The 20012-nt window shown below is 69.0% G+C and carries 17 protein-coding genes and 1 pseudogene; 4 read left to right on the forward strand and 14 right to left on the reverse strand.

Annotated elements, in window-relative coordinates:
• Positions 1–53: 53 nt before the first annotated feature.
• The 3 genes from ACZ7L9_RS20565 (at position 54) to ACZ7L9_RS20575 (ending at position 2823) form a co-directional block, all read left to right on the forward strand.
• The gene (locus ACZ7L9_RS20565) at positions 54–878 is read left to right on the forward strand and encodes an amidohydrolase family protein (RefSeq protein WP_471416712.1); all 825 of its coding nucleotides are present in this window, start codon (positions 54–56) and stop codon (positions 876–878) included.
• A gap of 122 nt (positions 879–1000) precedes the next feature.
• Positions 1001–1987, forward strand: a complete 987-nt coding sequence (locus ACZ7L9_RS20570) for an acetylxylan esterase (RefSeq protein ID WP_471416714.1) — start codon at positions 1001–1003, stop codon at positions 1985–1987.
• Positions 1988–2055: 68 nt separating this feature from the next.
• Entirely contained in the window at positions 2056–2823 is a 768-nt protein-coding gene (locus ACZ7L9_RS20575) for a GntR family transcriptional regulator (RefSeq protein WP_471416716.1), read from the forward strand.
• 59 nt (positions 2824–2882) lie between these two features.
• Here the strand turns inward: ACZ7L9_RS20575 and ACZ7L9_RS20580 are convergent, their stop codons facing one another.
• The 5 genes from ACZ7L9_RS20580 to ACZ7L9_RS20600 all read right to left on the reverse strand — a co-directional run bounded on the left by ACZ7L9_RS20580 (position 2883) and on the right by ACZ7L9_RS20600 (position 9657).
• The gene (locus ACZ7L9_RS20580; protein ID WP_471416718.1) at positions 2883–4877 is read right to left on the reverse strand and encodes a right-handed parallel beta-helix repeat-containing protein; all 1995 of its coding nucleotides are present in this window, start codon (positions 4875–4877) and stop codon (positions 2883–2885) included.
• A 71-nt stretch (positions 4878–4948) separates the two neighbouring features.
• Positions 4949–5860, reverse strand: a complete 912-nt coding sequence (locus ACZ7L9_RS20585) for a carbohydrate ABC transporter permease (RefSeq protein ID WP_471416720.1) — start codon at positions 5858–5860, stop codon at positions 4949–4951.
• Positions 5861–5873: 13 nt separating this feature from the next.
• Positions 5874–6794 carry a carbohydrate ABC transporter permease gene (locus tag ACZ7L9_RS20590; RefSeq protein ID WP_471416722.1) on the reverse strand — a complete coding sequence of 307 codons (921 nt, stop codon included), beginning with the start codon at positions 6792–6794 and terminating at the stop codon, positions 5874–5876.
• Positions 6773–8017 (reverse strand): ABC transporter substrate-binding protein, encoded by a 1245-nt coding sequence (locus tag ACZ7L9_RS20595; protein ID WP_471416725.1) that lies wholly within the window; start codon positions 8015–8017, stop codon positions 6773–6775. Before ACZ7L9_RS20595 ends, ACZ7L9_RS20590 begins: the two co-directional genes overlap by 22 nt.
• 365 nt (positions 8018–8382) lie before the next feature.
• A complete protein-coding gene (locus ACZ7L9_RS20600; protein WP_471416727.1) occupies positions 8383–9657 on the reverse strand; it encodes an alpha-L-fucosidase in 1275 nt (424 codons plus the stop codon).
• 142 nt (positions 9658–9799) lie between these two features.
• Here ACZ7L9_RS20600 and ACZ7L9_RS20605 point away from each other — a divergent pair, with 142 nt between their 5' ends.
• On the forward strand, positions 9800–10576 hold the full coding sequence (locus ACZ7L9_RS20605) for an RraA family protein (RefSeq protein WP_471416729.1): 777 nt from the start codon (positions 9800–9802) through the stop codon (positions 10574–10576).
• Between the two features lie 235 nt (positions 10577–10811).
• Here the strand turns inward: ACZ7L9_RS20605 and ACZ7L9_RS20610 are convergent, their stop codons facing one another.
• From ACZ7L9_RS20610 to ACZ7L9_RS20650, 9 genes and pseudogenes are all read right to left on the reverse strand, one after another.
• Positions 10812–12707 (reverse strand): eCIS core domain-containing protein, encoded by a 1896-nt coding sequence (locus tag ACZ7L9_RS20610; RefSeq protein WP_471416731.1) that lies wholly within the window; start codon positions 12705–12707, stop codon positions 10812–10814.
• Positions 12708–13006: 299 nt separating this feature from the next.
• Positions 13007–13780 (reverse strand): NADase-type glycan-binding domain-containing protein, encoded by a 774-nt coding sequence (locus tag ACZ7L9_RS20615; RefSeq protein ID WP_471416944.1) that lies wholly within the window; start codon positions 13778–13780, stop codon positions 13007–13009.
• Positions 13781–14101: 321 nt separating this feature from the next.
• A pseudogene (locus tag ACZ7L9_RS20620) lies at positions 14102–14167 on the reverse strand (zinc ribbon domain-containing protein); the annotation flags it as partial.
• A 4-nt stretch (positions 14168–14171) separates the two neighbouring features.
• Positions 14172–14735 (reverse strand): phage tail protein, encoded by a 564-nt coding sequence (locus tag ACZ7L9_RS20625; protein WP_471416733.1) that lies wholly within the window; start codon positions 14733–14735, stop codon positions 14172–14174.
• A complete protein-coding gene (locus tag ACZ7L9_RS20630) occupies positions 14732–16693 on the reverse strand; it encodes a putative baseplate assembly protein (protein ID WP_471416735.1) in 1962 nt (653 codons plus the stop codon). The genes ACZ7L9_RS20625 and ACZ7L9_RS20630 overlap by 4 nt, the downstream gene beginning before the upstream one ends.
• Entirely contained in the window at positions 16693–17115 is a 423-nt protein-coding gene (locus ACZ7L9_RS20635; RefSeq protein WP_471416737.1) for a GPW/gp25 family protein, read from the reverse strand. Before ACZ7L9_RS20635 ends, ACZ7L9_RS20630 begins: the two co-directional genes overlap by 1 nt.
• Positions 17112–17429: a PAAR domain-containing protein gene (locus ACZ7L9_RS20640; RefSeq protein ID WP_471416739.1), complete on the reverse strand. Its 318-nt coding sequence runs from the start codon at positions 17427–17429 to the stop codon at positions 17112–17114. The genes ACZ7L9_RS20635 and ACZ7L9_RS20640 overlap by 4 nt, the downstream gene beginning before the upstream one ends.
• Before the next feature lie 61 nt (positions 17430–17490).
• Positions 17491–19257, reverse strand: coding sequence for a VgrG-related protein (locus tag ACZ7L9_RS20645; protein ID WP_471416741.1), 1767 nt, complete (start codon positions 19255–19257; stop codon positions 17491–17493).
• Positions 19254–19976: a CIS tube protein gene (locus tag ACZ7L9_RS20650; protein WP_471416743.1), complete on the reverse strand. Its 723-nt coding sequence runs from the start codon at positions 19974–19976 to the stop codon at positions 19254–19256. The genes ACZ7L9_RS20645 and ACZ7L9_RS20650 overlap by 4 nt, the downstream gene beginning before the upstream one ends.
• Positions 19977–20012: the final 36 nt, after the last annotated feature.

The raw sequence follows: 20012 nt of genomic DNA on the forward strand, positions 1-20012 counted from the left end.
GGCGTGTCAATACTCCGGAGCGGTCCCGACAAGCCCCGAAGGGGAGGAGAACCGTGATCGACTGCCATGTCCACCTGTGGGATCCGACCGAGGGATTCCAGTGGATCCGGCCGGGCAGCGGGCATCATCGCGCCTTCGGTGAGGACGACTTGGAGCATTCGGGCGCGGGTCTCGATCTGACCGGGGCGGTCCTGGTCGAGGCGTCGCGCGGCGATGCGGGAGAGACGCTCGCGCTGCGGGAACTGCGCCGGCGCCGCCCGGATCTGGTCGCCGGTTACGTGGCCAACCTGCATGTCCACGGCGAGGGCGGGCCCGACCTCTTCCACGCCTTCCTATGCGAGTCGGGCGAGTTCCGCCCCAATGGGATGCGGCTCGGCGGCACCTCGTGGACGGGCACCCCCGAGTCGGCCCGCGCGCTCGTCCCCGTGCTGGCCGAAACGGGTCCGGTGCTCGAACTCAACCTGCATCAGGGGGCTTTGACGGCTGCCGCAGACGTCGCCGCACGACACCCCGGGCTCACCGTCGTCGTCGACCATCTGGGCAACCCCCCGAACCTGCGCACGCAGGCGGCGGGGGAGTGGTTCCGCGACGTCGAGAGCGCCGCCGCGAGCCCGAACGTGGTGGCGAAGATCTCCGGGCTGCTCACCCAGCAGCAGGGGGTGACGCCACGGCGCATCGCGCACATGGTGCGGCACGTCGTGGACGCGTTCGGGCCCGACCGCTGCCTCGTCGGTTCCGACTGGCCGATCTGCCTGACCCGCGGCTCACGGGCCGAATCGCTCGCGACGTCCCGCCTCGGACTCACTCACCTGACGGCCGATCAACAGGAACGGGTCCTGCACACGACCGCGGTCCGCGTGTACGGCCTCGGCGGCTGACCGATGCGTGGTTGACAGTGCTCGAACGCCCCTGGTTCGATTCCCTCGATGATCGATAGGCGATGAACAGATACCGACTCCGCCTCGCCGAGAGTCGGTCCCGACCTCAGCGGAGATGCCCCATGGCACATTTCGACCTGTCCCAGGACGAGTTGGATCGATATCGCCCAGCCCTCACCGAGCCGGGCGACTTCGACGCGTTCTGGCAGAAGACGCTCGCGCAGCAGGAGGAGTTCGACCTTGCCGCGACGTTCGAGCCGGTGCACAACGGGCTCGCCACGATCGACACCTTCGACGTGACCTTCGCCGGCTACGGCGGTCACCCCGTGCGCGGCTGGTTCCATCTGCCGGTGACCCGCACCGGCCCGCTGCCGGTCGTGGTGGAGTACCTGGGCTACGGCAGTGGGCGTGGCGCCCCGCACGAGAAGCGGCTGTGGGCGGACGCGGGTTACGCGCACTTCGTCATGGACACCCGCGGCCAGGGCGCCGAAACACCCGACCCCGACCCGGCCACCGGTGACATCGCCGCGCCGGGCTTCCTCACCCGCGGCGTGCTCGATCCGTACCGCTACTACTATCGGCGCCTGTACACCGACGCGGTGCGCGCCGTCGCCGCAGCACGCACGCACCCGGAAGCCGACCCGACCCGCGTCGTGGTCACCGGCACCAGCCAGGGCGGCGGGATCGCGCTCGCCGCCGCGGGCCTCGTCCCCGACCTCGTGGCCGTCATGCCGGACGTGCCGTTCCTGTGCCACTTCCCGCGCGCCACCACGATCACCGACACGCCGCCGTACGTCGAGGTCGCCAAGTTCGTGAAGCTGCACCGCGAGCACGCGGCCACGGTCGGCCGCACCATGTCCTACTTCGACGGCGCCTCCCTGGCCCGCAGGGCGAATGCGCCGACGCTGTTCTCGGTCGGCCTGATGGACCGCATCTGCCCGCCCTCCACGGTGTATGCGGCGTTCAACCATTACGGCGCCCAGCGAAATGTGGATCAGGTCGACAAGCAGATACGGGCCTATCCGTTCAACGACCACGAAGGCGGCGGGCCCGCCCATGAGGTCGTCAAATTGGAATGGATGGCCCGGCAGTTGAAAACCTCGGTGTGATTCCATCGGGAGAAGACGGGCGCGTATTGTGATTCAACTCACGTGCTCCGGCGTAGGATTGGGAATTCATGGCATCTAACGCGTCGGGTGGATTCGTCTCCACGCTGGCCACCAACAAGGACCGGTTCCGCAAGACCCTGATCTCGGACCAGGTGTACGAACTGCTCCGCCAAGCCGTCGTGGAGGGCGATCTCGCGCCGAACGACCGCGTGGTCGAATCCGAGATCGCGCGGCGGCTCGGCGTGAGCCAGGCCCCGGTGCGTGAGGCGGTCAAGCGACTCGCCCGCGAGGGCCTGTTCACACACGTGCCGCGCCGCGGCCACTTCGTCGTCGAGATCTCCTCGCAGGACGCGGAGTACGCCCGCCAGGTGCGCGAGCCGCTGGAGGCCCTTGCCGCTCAGCTCGCCGCCGAGCACATCACCGAGGAGCAGCTCGCCCAGCTCGACGCGCTGGTGGAGCGGATGTACGAGGCGGTCGCCGCGAGCGACGTCAGCGGCTTCCGCGACGCCGACATAGAGTTCCACACCCTGGTCAGCCAGTTCGCGGGCAATCCGTTCCTCGCCCGGATGTGGGAGGTCATCGAGCCGAGTCTGCGCACCCTGCGAGCCATCTCGGACCCGCTCTTCGAGGGCGACTGGAACGCGATGGCCGCCGAGCACGGCCGTCTCGTCGGCCTGTTGCGGGCCCGGGAGCCCGACAAGGCGGCCGAGGCGTTCGCCGAGCACGCCGCCGGGCGTGGGCCCGTACCGGACGCACGGAAGGCGAAGAAGCCGCGGAAGAAGGCCGCCACGGCGAGGAGAACGGCAGCCGGGAAGACAGCGACGAAGTCGAAATGATCAAATGGCCATGGGTCCGATCCGGAATTCCGGATCGGACCCATGGCCGTGTTGCGGGGCTACCGACGGGCGCCCGCGGTCCACTTGGGTGCCCCGTACTGGTAGGCACCCAGACTCGGTGTTGCATCCGTGGAACCGTCATTGATACCCGGCAGCGGAATCGCCTGATTGCGAGCCGGCGATTCGGCGGTCAGCCGGTAGTCGTGGTTCGCCGCGTCGACGAACAGCGGATCGGCCTCCGGGGGCAGGTTGTTGGACAGGGCGAGCCCGCCGTCGGTGGCGCCGTTCAGGCCCCGGATCGTGCCGACGTTGTTGTAGATCTCGGTGCCGGTCGACTGGCCCGGCTCCTTCACATAGAACAGCGTCATCCCGCCGGTGTTGTTGTAGACGCCGTTGTTGTGCGATCCGGTGCCCAGACCGTTCAGCATCACCGTGCCCTCCCGGTTGCCCCAGCCCACATTGTTCGCGATCACGAGATCGCTCTGGCCGTTGTCCGCGTAGATTCCCGAGATTCCGAACGTGGTGGAGGTCGTGGTCGGCGCAGGGTCGTGGAGCACGTTGTGGTCGATGTTCGTGCCCATCATCCACGCACTGCAGCAGGTGTAGATCGCGGCGACATCGAGGCTCAGCCGGGCATACCCCGAGATGTCGTTGTACGCGATCAGGTCCTTGCCCGGGGTGAGCCCGGCCACCTCGTTCCACTGGAGGTTGATGCCGCTGCGGCCGACCCGGGAGATCGTGTTGTGCGTGACTGTCTGGCTGTTGCCCTGGACGGCGATGCCCGCAGCATAGGTGCCCATGTAGTCCACGTCGTGGATCACGTTGTCCGTGGCGGTGTTGTTCTGTCCGCGCAGCGCGATGCCGTTTCCAGCGCTCAGCGAAAGATCGCTGTTCACGATCTTGTTGAAGGTGCCGTCGAGGATGATGCCGGTGTCGCCGACGCCCCGAGTGACCGTGCTGCCGCAGTCCGTCGCGCCCCGGGTGATGTCCGTATAGTGCGACAGGTACTGGCCTTTGATGCCGTCCAGTGTGACGCCGGTGCTGGAGGCACCCGTCCGGATCGTCGTGGCGAACAGGCCGATGTCGTCTACCGTCGTGTGACTGGTGTTCGTCAGGTCGAAGCCGAGGGTGCGGCGCTTGGCCTCGACGGTGCGGCCGGCGGGATCGTCGGTGCCGTACATGTACAGGCGCTTGGCGGCGGCATCGTAGAACCACTCGCCGGGGTGGGCGAGTTCACCGATTTTCCCGGAGAGTGCATACCGGGTCTCCGTGGGCACGACCTTGTGGACGCACGGCGGAGCCGCGTCCAGCGTCACCGAGCCGGTGGCGGAGCTCTTCACCGTGGTGGTGGCCGAGACGTACCAGTAGCCGGTGAGGGCCCGCGCACCGTCCCAGTACCCCGCCGGGCGGGTCAGGGCCGGGTCGGCGATGGTGGCGTCCGCGCTGCCCGCACCGGCGTACTGGAGCGTGGGACCGAGCAGATCGAGCCCGGGATAGGGCCATTGGGCCTCGACACCCGACTGCTTGTCGGTGAACACCTGGACGGTGCTCACGTCCGTGCCGAGGTCGACGTCCGTGCTGTAGATGTGCCCAGCCGCCACCGCCTCGCTGAACTGCGAGTCCTCGGCGAACGGGTCGGCCTCGGCGATCTCGGTGACATCGGCGGCGGTGACCTGTTCGAAGCCGCCGATCCTCGACGCACCGCTCACCGTCACCTGCGCGCCCGGGGCGGCGCGGTATGTGATCGGCAGCTCGGCGGTGCCGGAACGGCGCGGCACGACGGTCTCCTCGTACGTGCCGGACAGGATCAGGCAGGTGTCACCCGGCACCATCACATCGGCGCACTTCTGGATGTGCCGGAACGGCTTCTCGCGACTCTTGCCGCCGGCCGTGTCCTGGCCGGATGACGCGACGTAATAGGTCTGTCCCGAACGGGACTTGACCGGATGGGCGGCGGCGGCAGGATGACCGGCCACCACCACGGTCAGGGATGTGAGCAGGGCGGCTGCGGACCAGGGTCCCCTGCGGGACCGTGGCCTCCTTCTCCTCGGCATTCCGTGGTCCTTTCTCTTCTCTCGGCTCATTCTCGGAGGGGGAACGTCGGGCCCGGCCGTCCCTTCACGACTCATCCCTTCACAGCGCCGACGGTGAGACCGCTGATGATGTGGCGCTGCATATGGATGAAGAAGACGACGACGGGCGCGACGGCGAGCAGAAGGTTGGGAAACACCTTCGTCAGGTCGGTCGAGTACTGGCTGATGCCGGCGTAGATCGCTGTCGTGACCGTGTAGTGCCCGGAGGACGGGCTGAGCAGGATCTGTGGGGAGACGAAGTCGTTCCAGATCCCGATCGAGTTGAGGATCAGCACGGTGACGACCGCAGGACGCATCAGAGGGAAGATGATGGCCCAGAAGGTTCGGTACCGGCCCGCTCCGTCGATCGTCGCCGCGTTGTCGATGTCCACCGGGATGGTGCGGATGAAGCCGACGAACAAGAAGATGCTCACCGGCAGCGTGGACGCCACATCGTGCGCCACCAGACCGGTCACCGTGTTGGCCAGGCCGATCTCGCGCAGTACATAGATCACCGGGATGATCACGGCGGCGCCCGGGATGAACGTTCCGGCCAGGAAGTACAGCAGCACCAGCTGTGTACGCCGTTTGAGGCTGCGCGCGATCGCGTACGCGGCGGGGCCCGCGAGCAGGATGCACAGCACGTCCACGACCACTACGAGGAACAGTGTGAAGCCGTAGCCGCCGATGACGTTGAACTGCGGGCTGTTGATCGCGGCCGACATGTGTTCGAAGGTCAGCCCGCCCAGTGGGATCGAGAACGGGTTGTCGAGGATGTCCTGCTGCGACTTGAATGCGTTCACCACGAGCAGGTAGATCGGAACGATCATGACGACGAAGAGCACGCCGAGCAGGGCCCACCGCACGGGCGAGCGGGGCTCCCTGCGCTCCGTCTGCCCCGTGTCGTCACCTCTGGTCGGCGAAGCCTTCGGCTTGTCGCGGACCTCGGCCTCTGGAATGACCACCACCGGCTCCTAACTAACCTGTAGCAGCTTTGTCTTGACGGTTGCGCAGGGCCGTCACGAGAAGAGCCAGCGCGGCGGACACCACCATCAGGAACACCGCCTGCGCGGTCGCGTATCCGACCTTGGTGCCCTCGAAGGACCGCGCGAGAATGAGGTACGTGAATGTCTGCGTCGACCCGGCCGGACCGCCGCCGGTGAGGCTGACCACGATGTCGTACGCCCGGATGAGACCCACCAGGTTCAGCACCGTCGCCACGGTCACCACGGGCGCGATCATGGGGATCACGATCCGCAGATTGATCTGGCGCTTGGAGGCGCCGTCGATCGCCGCGGCCTCGAGCAGCTCGGCAGGTACCGTCTGCAGGGCGGCCACGAACAGGACCACGTTGAAACCGAACCCGGCCCACACGATCACGGCGATCAGCGAGATCAGCGCGAACTGCTCGTCGAAGAGGAATCCGAGCGGTTCGACACCGAACTTGGCGAGTGTGTTGTTGATGGCGCCGTTGGTGCCGAGGATCGCCGCCCACAGATAGCCGAGGATCAGCGCGCTGATGACGTGCGGGAAGTAGGCGACGGCCCGGAAGAAGGAGTTCGTGCGCGAGCGGCCCTTGAGCGCGAGCGCGTACACGAGCCCCAGGCCCACCATGAGGACGGTGCCGGCCACGGCGATCAGCGCCGTCACGTACCAGGCGTCCGTCGAACTGGGATCGTCGAACAGGTGCTTGTAGTTGTCGAGCCCGGTGAACGTGGCGGTGGAGAAGCCGTCCCAGTCGGTCAGGCTGAGATATACCGCGACTCCCACCGGCAGCACGGTCATCAAGGTGTAGAGCAGGACGGCCGGGCCCATCATCCCGAGGGTGATGGCCGACTCCCGCAGCCGCGCCCTGCGCCGCTGCTTCAGTCCCGTGTTCAGCCCTGCGAGTTCCACCACTTGTCCAATCCGTCGGCGGCGTCCTCGGGGGACGAGCCGGTGTACAGGGACTGGACCTGCTTGTTGAGCTCGTCGCTGAACCCGGCGATCGGCTGGCTTCTGCCGGACTTCACGATCACCGAAGGCGCCTTGTCCAGGATCTGCTGCACGGATGTGCCGAGGCTGGACATGGGGTACGTGACGCCCTCACGCAGATTGCCGTCGGAGGCGAGCTGGCTCCTGATGGCCTCGGGGTCGGTGGTCGCCCACTTCACGAACTCGATCGCCTCGGCCTTGTGACCCGACTTGTTCACCACCACGTACGGGTTCGAGATGTTGCCGAACTGGCCGGGCGGGTAGGCCCCCTCGGTCGGCATGGTGAACACGCCGATGTCGTCGCTCTTCTTCGCGAGGTCCGCAGCGGGCACGAAGAAGGAACCCATGATGTACATCGCGGACTTGCCCTTCAGGAAGGCCGTCTGGCCGTCCGCGTAGGTGAGGCCGAGCGCGCTCTTGTCCAGGTAGCCCTTGTCGATCCAGCTCTTGTAGTGCTGGAGGTAGGGCAGGTAGTCGCTCTTCGCGAAGGAGACCTTGCCGTCGTTGCGCTTGGCCGTCCACTCCGGGTCTGCGGTGAGCACACCCGCGTCGGCCATCATCGTGAACTGGGAGCCGGTGACCCACTGGCCGGCGGTCTGCAGCGGCTTGTAGCCCGCGCCCTTCAGGTCGCCCATGGCCGAGGTGAGCTGGTCCATGGTCCGGATCTTCGTGGCGTCGAGCCCTGCCTTCTCGAAGGCGGCCTTGTTGTAGAAGACGAGGGACTGGATCTGCTCACCCACACCGACCACGTAGTGCTTGCCGTCGACGGCGTACTGGTCGGCCAGTGGCGTCTTGGCCGTCCAGGGCTGGTCGGACAGGTCGGCGAAGAGCGAGGCGGTGTCGGCGGTCGGAATGATCTGCTGGGCGACGTCCGGCGGATCGCCGGCGGCCAGGTCCTGCCTCAGCTTCGCGTCCGCCGAGATCGTGCCGGTCAGTTCGAGCTTGATCGTCACGCCGGGATGAGCCTTCTCGTACTTGTCGAAGAGGCCGTTCCAGTATTTCTCCGTCAGGTTCGGCGTGATGTTCACAATGACGCGGAGGGTCGTGCCCCCTGCGGCCTGGTCGGAGCCGCCGCCGCAGGCGACGGCGGACGCCATCACCAGGGGAGCCACGGCGAGCCCGCAGGCACGGCGCCACATTGCTTTCATCTGGACACACTCCGTTGCGTAGACGTGAATAATCGATAGCTGGCGTTCAGCCGCGGAGTTCCCGGTGGAGCAGCGGTGGGAGGGGGCCGCGGGCGAGGTCGCTGGGATGGGTCGCTCGGCGGGGGGTGGCGCGGTACGACGGAGACGGAGTGGGTCTCGCCTCCATGACTATCGTCTATCGATTACTGATGCTATGGGCGGCACTTCGCTTGTTCAAGGGTGCTGCCGCCGCAAACCTCTGGTCTTCGTCCGCCGGGTTCCGGTCGGGTGCGTCGATGAGCAACCACCGCACACAGACGCGGTCTTGAGTCCCGGGGGAACGGGCTGTGAGCGTCAGCGGATGAGGTGGTCAGTCCAACTCCGGGTCAGCTGCTGGTCGTCGTGTCCAGCTCCAGCTCGATCACCGGGAGCAGCACGTCGGGCCGGGCGATCGGCAGGGGCAGGGTCAGGGTGCCCGCCGACTGGCTCGGCGGCGCGAGGTTGTTGTGCTCGTGCCGCGTGCCGTCCATCTCGTGGAAGCGGATCTCCGAACCGTCGTGCAGGAGTTGGGCGTAGCGCACGCGCCCGGCCAGTCCCGGCAGGTGGAGGTGTTTGAGCGGCCAGGCCAGCAGGTGCAGGTACAGACGGTGGCCGGACTGCGTGTACAGGGCGTTCGCGGGCGCCTCGAACGTGCTCGGTCCCGCGCCGTGGACGGACCGCGCGTGCAGTTCGGTCCACTCGCCGATGGCCCGGAGCGTGTCCCGGGCCCGCGGGTCCACGGCGCCGCGGCCGGTGGGCCCGACGTTCAGGATGAGGTTGCCGCCACAGGCGACGGACTGCACCAGCATACGGACCAGCAATGCAGGGTCCTTGTAGTCGTGGTTGTCGCGGTCGTACCCCCACGATCCGTTGAGCGTGTGGCAGGCCTCCCACATCACCCGTTCGCCGCCGCGCTCAAGCGGCCGGTCGGGCTGGTACTGCTCGGGCGTCACGTAGTCACCGGGTATGCCGAGCCGGTCGTTTACGAGGATGCCGGGCTGCAACTCCTTCACCAGGGACAGAAGTTGCTGCGCACCCCACTCCTCGGGGCCCTTCTCCGGATACGTGAAGTCGAAGAACAGCAGGTCGATCCGGCCGTATCCGGTGAGGAGTTCACGTATCTGCCCCTCCATGTACGCGCGGTAGCGCGCCATGTCCCGGCGCTCACGCCGGGCCGCGGTGCCGCGCAGCGGGTGGTGCTCGTCGACTGTGAAGTCGCAGTGGTGCCAGTCGAGCAGCGAGTAGTACAGGCCGACGCGCAGGCCCTCGGCGCGCATTGCGTCGACGAACTCGCGCACCAGGTCGCGGCCCGTCGCGCGCGCCGAGGTGTAGTCGGTCAGCTCCGAGTCGAACAGGCAGAAGCCGTCGTGATGCTTGGCTGTCAGTACGGCATAGCGCATCCCGGACTCCCGTGCCGTACGGGCCAGTTGCTTGGCATCGAACAGGTCGGGATCGAACCGGTGCAGGTAACGATCGTACTCCTGCTGGGACATGGCCTCCCGGCTGCGCACCCACTCGTGCCGAGCCGCCAGGCTGTACAGGCCGAAGTGGACGAACAGGCCGAAGCGTGCCGCCTCGAACCATCCGGTGGAAAGAGCGGAATCGGTGGAAGCACCGGTCACGGAGGGCTCCTGACGCATTGACATCACTAATCGATTGGCTGTTATCTACCATCGATAGGCGATGATGTCACTGGCGTTGCGTGCGAAGAGTGCGCGGAGAGGCAAGTGCATGCACCCGATTGGGGATCAGGAAACGCCGTCGGTGGGGGAGACCCGCACCTATGAGTCGATGCGAGCACCGGTCCACACCGCGGACTACGTACGACCCACCTCACAGATGGTGGAAGCCCTCAAGGACGTGAGCGCTGCGACGGCCTGCGCGAAGCTGCATCAGATGGGTATCACCCGGACGTTCATCGACGGCCCCGTGCCGCTGCACCGCGAGCCGGACGTCAAGATCACCGGCGGTGCCGTGACGCTGCAGTTCCTGCCGCAGCGCGAGGACGTCTTCAATGGCGCGGAGCAGGAGGACATCGAGCGGAAGACCGCGCTGTGGGGCGTCCTCGAATCCATCCGGCCCGGCGACGTGCTCGTCGTCTCGGCCCACGGCAGCCACTTCACCGGCTGCCTGGGCGACATGCTGGTTCGCTACTTCAAGCTGCGTGGCGGCGCCGGGATCGTGGTGGACGGACGGGTGCGGGACGCGGCCCGGGTCCGCGCGCTCGGAGTGCCCATCTGGTGCACCGGCGTCACCCCGCACTACGCCTCGCAGACCGAGCTGTTCCCGTCCGCGTTCAACGTGCCCGTCGGCGTCGGTGGCTCCCTGGTGACGCCCGGCGACCTGATCGTCGCCGACGAGGACGGCGCCGTCGTCGTGCCGCAACGGACCGCGATCCCGCTCGCCGAGGACTCCCTGCTGCACCAGGACCGAGAGGCGTTCGCGCGCCGCCGCCTCGACGAGGGCGGACGGCTTTCCGACTACTACCCGCTCACCGGTGAGGGCCTGACCGAGTACCTGGCGAGCCGGCCCGCCACCTGAGTCCCGCCGGACTGTTCGGTCGGTGCCATGGGGCTGCTGTGCCGTTACGAGAAGGCCCGTCCAGTGACGAACACTCACCGGCACCACCAATCATGGAACGGAGTCGTTCGTTTGGCAGACCCGGCTGAGCGCGCGTGTCGTGGTTCCGGTGCTGGGCGCTTTGCGGCGGGACTCGGAGAATATCCGGCTTGCCGCTCCCGTCCTGCCCCCACAGGAAAGGGACGCAGGCCCGTGGTCAATTCGCGTACTCGATATTCTGCTCGTCAATGTGTACGGAGTTCGGCACCATGGCCTGCGGGCGGACCACGTCCTTGAGCAGGAAGAGTGCCAGCTCTTTCGCACTCCTGCTGCGCAGTGTCTTTCCCGCCTGCGGATCCACTTCACTGATCCTGGCCACGTCGGCCAGGAGCCGTTCGACAAGGCCAGGGATGATGTCCGGGCCGACCAGCAGGTTCTGGTGGAGCAACTCGGGGCGCTCCAGAACGGACTTCCGAGGCCCGGTGTAGCGCTGCCTGGATTTGGGTTCCTCGGCTATCTGAGTCCGAATCCTGTTCGACTCCACGCGGCGTTCGGCGGTCATGGAACGCGGTGGTTCGGGCTCCGCAAGCTTCGGATCACGTTTGAACTCGCGCAGTTTGGCGAAGTTTTTGTTTTCCTTGAGGAACCGGTTCACGTTCTTGCTGCGGGACTGGACCTCGGGAGGGTCGGAACGTTCCACCAGCAACGTCGGGAACTCCCGCGCGGCGAAGTCGCTGAGCATCACCCAGCCATTGCTGAGCAGTCCTGACTCCTTCAGTCCGAGGGATATTCGGGCTTCGTTGCCGAAGCGAGAACCCCGGAAGCCGCTCTCGGGTGCTTCGATGTAGAAGAACACGAAGCCCGTGTTGGCCAGTGCGTGAACGTCGTAGGTGTCCGTATTGTTTGCGCCGCCACCGTGGTCCGTCTCGAGCTTCGCCCTCGACTGCAGCCCGCCGCTGAGTATGCCCTCAATTCGTTCCTTCGGGGCGTAGTGGCGGACCACGAACCCATTCAGAGCCCGCTCCAACTCGCCCCGCATTCCCCTGTACCACTCGAGGTCATTCGAGATGTTCGCGTTCTCTTCCTGCAGCCCCTTGAGGTTCCCGGCCGAGAGCTGCTCGAAGTAGGGCCTGCCGGTCCTGCCCACGGCGGTCGTGTTCATCGGGAAATCCTCGTCCGTCCAGAGAAGTCCCTGCTGGGTCATCAGGTCGTAGGGGCCGTCCGGCGTACTCATCGTTCTCCGGAGGGACGCAAGCTCGTCGTCGACGTGCTTCAGTTCGCTCTCCACGACGTCGCGGATGCTGCCCGGGCCGTTCGGCAGCAGGTTCTGAATCGTCTTCAGTTCCCTTATCTGCTCATTGAGCTCCAGGTCCGTCAGTCCGTCGTACCGCTTCACGGCCTCGGCCACGTTGTCCGGCAGGTCGTCCTTCGCGAGCTGGTCGTGCAGCGAGGTGGCGGTGCGGCGCTGCAGGACGGGACCGGTGCCGGAAGCCGTGTTCTGCTCCACACGGCCGTGAGCGGCCGGTGAGTCCGGTACCGGGCCGGCCATCACTCGCGCCGCGTTCGCCTCCGCCGCCCGCTCGAAGCGGTCGTCCGGGTGTGAGAGGTACAGCCCCGCACCGTTGTCCGTCCCCGTCACGGCTCCTTGGCGTTGCTGGATCACGTGCGTGAGCTCGTGGGCGAGGGTGTGCTTGTCGGTGCTGTCGGCGCCGAAGACGACGTGGCTGCCTGATGTGTACGCGCGGGCGCCGACTTCGGCGGCGGACGCCCGGGCAGCGCTGCCGTTGTGGATGCGGACGTCGGAGAAGTCGGCTTCGAGACGTGCCTCCATCTCGGTCCGGGTCGCCTCGTCCAGGGGCTTGCCACTGGTGCGCAGGACGTCGTGGACGGCGGAGCGCTGCACCGCGGGCTGCTCAGCCTGCTGATGCCCGCAGTCCGCGCTGTGCCGGTGCTGTTCCTGGGCCCAAGGATGCCCGGCCTGACGGAGCATCTGGACAACGGCCGCGTTCCCGGCTGTGCTCTGCAGCGAGAGGACGCCCTGGGGCGGCATCCGCTCGTCCGCCGTGGGTTTGCGGGCCGGTGTATGCCAGGTCGCCGCGGAGGTCGATCTCACGTGGTCGTGATCGCGCAAGGGGGTCCTCTTCCCGCGTAGAAATGTATCTCCTTCTGCATACGTGGCGCCTCGCCTCCTGATCCAGGTGCTAAGAGGCAAAGAAGAGAGGGCAAACGGGCAGAGTGTGGGGGCCTGGAGCCCGCGGCGAGGGCGCCCTGATCCGGCCCGGTCGAGACCTGGCACAGCACGCAGGTCGCGACCACGGGGTTCGGCGGGCGGGGAAATCCTGTCCATCGCCCCGGAAGGCCGGGCGGACCGGCGCGGCGCCGCTCCGGCCCGCCCCCGAGCCGCGCTCGGCCTCACGTGCGCTTGAAGAACTCGACCTCCCCGACCGCGATGGGCCGCCCCTCGCCCTGGCCGGACGCGGCCCGCAGCACGAGCCGGACGGAGACGACATCGCTGATGCCGGCCCGTATCGTCTGCGGGCCCGGCTTGTCGGTGAGTGTCACCGCCTTTTCATGGACCTCGCCGTCCGTCGTGGTGACGATCAGATCGGCCCGAGTGGGCCTGGCCCCCTGCCGGAACTCCTGGGGCTCCGTCGACACACCGGTGTGCACCACGACGCCGACCAGCCGGAACGGCTTGTCGAAGACACAAGTCAAGGACGAGCCGAGCGTGGGTGCGCCCCAGTAGGTGTTGGTCACTCCGTCGATGGCCGCGGTCGCCGGATGGCCGGGAGCCTGGGAGCTCGCGGTGGCCTTGGCCGGGCTGATCTCCGCCGTTCCACCGAGCTTGTCCCGCACGTCCTCGAACAGGTAGCGCCCGGCCGGCAGGAGCAGGAAACCCGCGAACAGCAGCCCGACGATCGCCAGCACCAGCAGCGTCCGCCGCAGCGCCCGGCCCGATCCGCCCCGCACGCGGCGGCGGAACGGCCACACCGTGCGCCACCACGGCAGCGGCTTCGGCTGTTCGCGGGTGTGCAGCGGTGCGGCGCAGCGCAGGCAGAACCGGCGCCCCGGAAGGTTCGGGGTGCCGCACGCCGGGCACGGCGGCCCGTCGGGGTTCTCTTCCGCGGCCACGGGCCTGACGACGGGGCGCCGGGCGATCGGCTTGGCCGGCTGCACCGCAACCACGGGCACGTCCTCCTCTGCCGATGGTTCCGGCAGGACAGCGGCGGGCTGCGCCGGCTGCGGGGGCGGTTCGGGCGCCGCCGCGGGCACCCCGGGGGGCGGTCCGGCAGGCTCCGGTGTGCGCAACCGCGTGGGTTCCACCGTTGGCTCGCGACGGGGGGAGGGCGGGGCCCCGGCCGCGGGGTCTGCGGTCTGCGGGGCGATACCGGTCTCGGGAACGGCTGGAGCCCGGATCGTTGGCTCGGCTTCCGGTTCCGCCGGGCCGACAGGTTCCTCGGCGGCGGGAGGGTTCCGCAGCGGCTGGGAGGACCAGCCCAGATAGGAACCGCAGTTCCCGCAGAATTCGTCACCCTCGCGGTTGGCCGCACCGCACGCCGGACACGAGCGCATCGCATCAGTCTCCTGTCTCTTCTGGCGGGCCCGGCAGGATCTCCACCCGGCACGTGAGGTGTACGGGGCACGACGCCGCGACGACGTCCAGGACGCGGTTCGCGTCCACCGGGCCCCCGTGCTGCGCCCAGACGCGCACCAGCAGTTCGCCGGTCGGCGCCGGAGGCAACGCGGTTCCCGGCTCCGACGACCACGCGACGCCTCCGCCGTCACGGATGTCGGCGTGGAGGCCGAAGCAGAGCCGGAGCTGTTCGATCAGGCCCCGGCGGGTGCCACGCCACCGGTGCAGCTCGACGGCACGGGCGACGACGGCCCGCCGTAGCTCCTGTGGCAAAGCCGGATCGAGATCGGCTCCCACCCAGGACGCCAGCCAGGGCAGGAAGTCGACCGGGGCGAGTGCCGGATCGAAGTAGGCGGGAAGGTTGTCCAGGGTGGACAGGACGGGGGCCAGCACGGTGTCCAGGCCCGCGGTGAACCGCTGGGCCAGGTCGTCGTCCGCGTACAGCGCGGGCAGCAGCCCGCCGATCGGGTAGCGGCTGGCGAGCCCCGGTACCGCGGCTCTGGTCATGAGCCGTCACCGTTGCCGCCCGCGGTGACCACGACCTGGTGCTGGTGCGAGAAGACCAGGGCGCCTGCGGCGACGTCGATCCGCTCCTGCGCCGCCCCGCGCCGACCGGTGATCGGGTCCGCCGGAAACAGCCGCACCTCCTCCACCAGGCCCACCCCACGCACGTTCTGGAGCACCGCGAAGACCTCGCCGTACTGCACCGGTCTGCCGAACGGCCACCCCGCCCCCTCCGCCCCGCCCCGCAGGGGGTCGATGTGCTGGAACAGTGCCGCGAGCGCCCCTGTACGGACCCGGTCCACCTCCCCACCGGACGCCACCAGCCTGGCGACCACGGTGACGCCCTGGTACGCGGGCGGTTCCACCACCAGCCGGGTCCCGACCAGCCGCCGTTCGTCGAGCCGCGCCGCGACCGCCGAGAGCACCGGGTCCGATGGGATCAGCTGCTCGAACCGCAGGTTTCCGCCCTCGTCGGGGACCGCGTCGGGGACCACCAGGACCCGCACCGCACCGCCCTCGCCCGCGGCGGCGGGCAGGCACCGGATCCTGCGCAGGGAGGGAGCGGCCTCGCGGGCGATGACCTCGTAGTCCGCGGCCGTGACGGCCCGCTCCTGCACCCGGAGCATGTTGGGCGCCCGGACCTTCGCGTTCTCCACCGTCTCGCCGTCGACCCCGCCCCGGGCCGCCTCACGATTGTTCACGCTCGCCACGTACGGCACCGAGCTGCGCAGCACATTGATGGCGCCCCGGGCGACGTTCCCGGCCGCGCCACCGCCCGTCCGGTAGCGGGGGACCCGAAGCTGAGCGCCCTTCTCGGGCACGGCGCCGCAGGCGCGCATCGTCCCGTCGGGTTCGCGCACCTCGGGCGGGAACGCGAACTCGCCGGTGACGGCGTCGATCCGCACGTGGCGGTCGTCCGGCAGGGAGGCGCCGAAGTGCTCCACGGCGGTCCACACCTGCCAGCCATCCGCGGTGGACACCTGGACCAGCAGCGGCTCCCCGTCCAGCAGCAGCGGTGCCCTGTTCACGGAGAACCGCTGGCCGGCGACGCCCCCGGAGACGCCGAGCGGAACGTCCAGGACGGTCTCCGCGTGCTCCACGTCCGCAGTGCCGCCGACGGTGAATACCTCGGCCTCCCGGATCGTCGGCGACTCGGAGTAGAACGGCTGGCCCGGCTCCGGCGCGGTGACCCGGCAGCGCAGCCACCCCGCCCGGGTCCCCGCGGCCACCGACGTGGTGTGCCCGGCGGGGACGAACACGGTGACCTCGCCGGGCCTGTTCAGCCCTCCGGTGCTGTCGGTGCCGGTCCGGCACGTCACCCAGCGGGCACCGTCCCACGCCTCCCACACCAGCGGCGGCTGCCGCGGGTCTACGCCCACGCCCTCCACGCGGCTGTCCAGGCGTACGGCGACGATGCACCGGGGGACGGCGGTCGGCAGCCCGAACAGCACGGCGTCGCCCGGCTCCGGCCGGGCCTGGAAGCACGGGACGTCTTGGCCCGCACCGAGCGGCGCGGTGCGGTCGGTCGGCTCGCCCGACACCGGCGCGGTGACCAGCCGGACCAGCGAACTCGGCACGAGTGACAGGTTGTTGGGGGTGGAGAAAACCACCGCCTCCTCGGCCTCGCCGCGCGAGGTGGCGACCTCCGTGCCCGCCGGGAGCAGCACGGTCTCCGGTTGCGGGGCCGACAGCCAGAAGTCGACCTCCGCCCGCGCCGCCGTCGGCGGGAACAGCGTGACGCCCAGCAGGTCGAGGAAGGCCGAGTAGTTCTTGTCCGGCACCCGGTTCAGCCGGTACAGCAACTGGTCGACCATGTAGGCGAACGTCTCGATGAGCGTGACCCCGGGGTCCGACACGTTGTGGTCGGTCCACTCGGGGGTGCGCTGCTGGACGTACCGCTTGGCCTCGTCGACGAGTTGCTGGAAGCGCCGGTCGTCCAGGTTGGGTGAGGGCAGGGCCATCAGCGCACTCCCGCTTCTTCGGAGCCCTCGGAGGAGGGGATGGTGTAGAAGGGGAAAACGAGGTTGCGCAGGTCGTTCGTGGCACGCACGGTGTAGTGCACGTCGATGTACAAGGTGCCTTCCTCGACGGCGTCGAACGCGATCACCACGTCGGTCACCTCGATGCGAGGCTCCCAGCGCTCCAGCGACGTGCGGACCTCGCGCGCGATGCGGCCCGCGGTGGCGCCGTCGCCGGGGGCGAAGACGTAGTCGTGAATGCCGCAGCCGAACTCCGGGCGCATCGGCCGCTCGCCCGGCGCCGTGCCGAGGATCAGCGCGATCGCCTCCTCGATCTCCTGGTCCCGCTCGACCATGCCGATGCCGCCCGTGGGGCCGACCCGCAACGGGAAGCCCCAGCCGCGTCCGATGAAGCCGCCGCTCACACCGGGCCCCCGATCAGGACGTCCGGCGCGCCGCTGGTGATCAGCGCGCCGCAACTGGTGGTGTCCCGCATGCGGGCGGCAGGCAGGCCGCCGATCAGCACCTGACCGGTGACCGCGGCGGCGGGGTTGGGCAGGATGACGTTCCCGGGCCCGAGCGCGGCGTGCGGGGGGACCACGCACACGTGCAGGCTGCCGACGACGGCCGCCGGCCTGCCGCCGATCAGTACGGTGGCCACGGTCGCGGCACCCGGTGGCGGGGTGCCGATGAGGCCGCCGTGAACGGTGGTGTCGCCCGTCCGGGCTGCAGGGGGCATGGTCGCTGTTCTCCTTGCTGCGAAAGGGGACTTCGGCTGCCGTACGGGCGGTGTGCGGGCGTCAGTTGATCCGGATGAGCTTGGCCTTGAGGACGGCGAGCAGTCCGCCGTCGACGGTGACCCCCGTCCTGCCGTTGACGGTCACCGAGCTCCCCTTCACGTTCACCTCACCCGTACCGGCGTCGAGCGTGATGCCGGACGCGGAAAGGGTCACGGAGCTCAGCACCCGGGTGCCGCCGGGGGCGAACACCTTCAGTGCGATCTCGTCCCGCCGCTCGTCCAGCGTGACATCGAGCCGCTTGTCACCGCTGGCCAGCCGGACGCCGGACGGTCCGTGCGGGCTGTCCAGCAGTTCCAGCCGGTGCCCGGAACGGGACACCAGCGAACGGCGGTTGACCCTGCCGCTGGTGGGGTCGACCAGCGGTACGTCGTGGGGCGACGGCTTGTCGACCCCGTTGTAGAGGCCGCCCAGCACATAGGGGCTGTCCAGCAGGCCCTGCTCGAATCCGACCAGCACCTCGTCGTTGACCTCGGGACTGAACACACCGCCGCCGCCCTGGCCGCCCCACTGCACCGTACGGACCCAGTCGGACACATAGGTGTCGTCGAGCCAGGGGAACTTCAGCCGGACCCGGCCCCGTTCGTCCCTGCCCTCACGGATGTCGGTGACCACGCCGATCGCGAGTCCCGGCAAGCGCTGACCGCGCGAGGGCGCGTTCGTGCCACCGGCCAGTCCCGCCAGGGAGCGGTCGGGCGCGGCGCTCACCAGCACGGTCGTGCGGTAGCCGCCGTTCGGCTCCAGGACGTGGTGCGCGGCGGTCGCCGTGTAGCGGCCGGAGAACGCGGGCCCGACGTTGCCGAGCGCCACCGGCTCACCGGCCCGCAGATGGGGGTTCCCCTCGGTGACCGCCTCGATCTCCCCGAAACCGGAGCTCACCGATGCGGCCAGGGAACCGGCGACGGCCGTGGCCTCGGCCTGGGTCCGGTACGGGGTGTCGGCGACCGTCAGCCGGGTGTCCGACCCGAACGCGCCGGCCGCCCGCGACGGACTCATACCGGGCGACACCGTGTTGCTGCGCACGGACTGCTCACGGGCCACCAGCCGCGTCTTGGTCTCGACGTCCCAGCCGCGCACCTCCACGTTGTCCGCCCCGTCCGCACCGGTCAGCACGGCCCGCAGGGCCAGCAGATTGCGCCCGTACTCGAGAACCATCGGGTTCCGGGCGGCGGAGGTGTCGGGTGAGGGTGCCGACGTGGCGGGTTTCGGCCTCACGAACTGCAACAGGCCCTGGTCGTCCACCCGTACGTGTGCGCCGCTCTCACCCGCGAGGTACTGGAGGAACTCCCAGTCGGAGACGTTGGGCTGGGTGAGCTGCCGGTACGTGACGGGCGCGGCCTCGATGGTTCCGCAGGCGAGCCCGGCGCCCGCGGCGACCTTGCGGACGATGTCCGCGGCCCTCATGTTGCGGTAGGCCACCACCTTCCGCCCGCGCTGCAGCCGGTGGGCTTTGGAGAAGGCCCGCACGACGGTGAACGAACCAGTGGTGTCGCTGTCCAGCTCGACTGCCGTGATCTCGCCGGTGAACAGCCGCTCGCGCACCCGTTCCTGCACGGTGACCACGGATATCTTCAGCGGGGTGCCGATGGTGAGCCCGGTGGCGGTGAGCAGCTTGTGGTCGGGATCCCGGTACGTCAGCACGGCGGTGTCCGGCAGGCCGACGTTTTCGTCGACCACGCAGCTCACCAACTGGGCCGCCCAGGCAGGGGGCAGCTCACCGGGGGCCTCGACGATCGGATCGGCGGCGAAGGAGCGGCCGGGGGCGGTCACCGGCCGCCGTCCGCAGTCGGGGTCTCCAGGCCGGGTACGACCAGCTCCCTGCCGGGGGCCAACTGCATCGGGTCGTCGATGTCGTTGGCGTGCGCGATCGTGCGCCACGCGGTGGCGTCGCCGTACTCCCGCCAGGCGAGCAGCGGCAGACTGTCACCGACGACGACCCGATGGGTACGCCGCGCCTCCCGCGAGCCCGATGTCGGGTTCTGGCCGGGTGTCTCGCCGCTCGCCTCCTCGATCGAGAGGGAACATGTGGCGCGCAGCGGCTTCCCGTCGACGTCGAAGAGGGTGTACGAGACGGACAGGCTGGACATCACACCGTCGAACGAGGTCGTCCGGGACGTGCCCCAGTCGAAGCGCACCCAGGGGCTGGCCGGCGTCTTGCGGGCCAGGCTGTTCGGGGTGGGCGCACACGCCAGCATCAGCTGCTCCACTGCCTTCTCCACCGAGTTGTCGTGGGTGGCCGTGGCGTCGAGGAAGACCTCCATGGACAGGGTCCGGGGGCCACTGCCCACGAACTCGGGCAGCGCGGACTGCTCGGCCATCCGGGACGGCGTGCGCCGCCACTCGGTGCTCTTGTTCAGCGACAGCTGCGCCGGGTTGAACTGCAACGTGAGCTGGGCGATCCTCCCGCCCGGCTTGGCGCCGACCTCCGCTGGTGGCTCCATGATGGTCAGCTGGGCGCGAGCACGACTCGTGCGGGCAACGGGTGACATCGCGTTCCTCCTTCCGGGACTTCACGTGTGACGAAC

It is taken from the genome of Streptomyces sp. NPDC111516 (assembly GCF_055635345.1).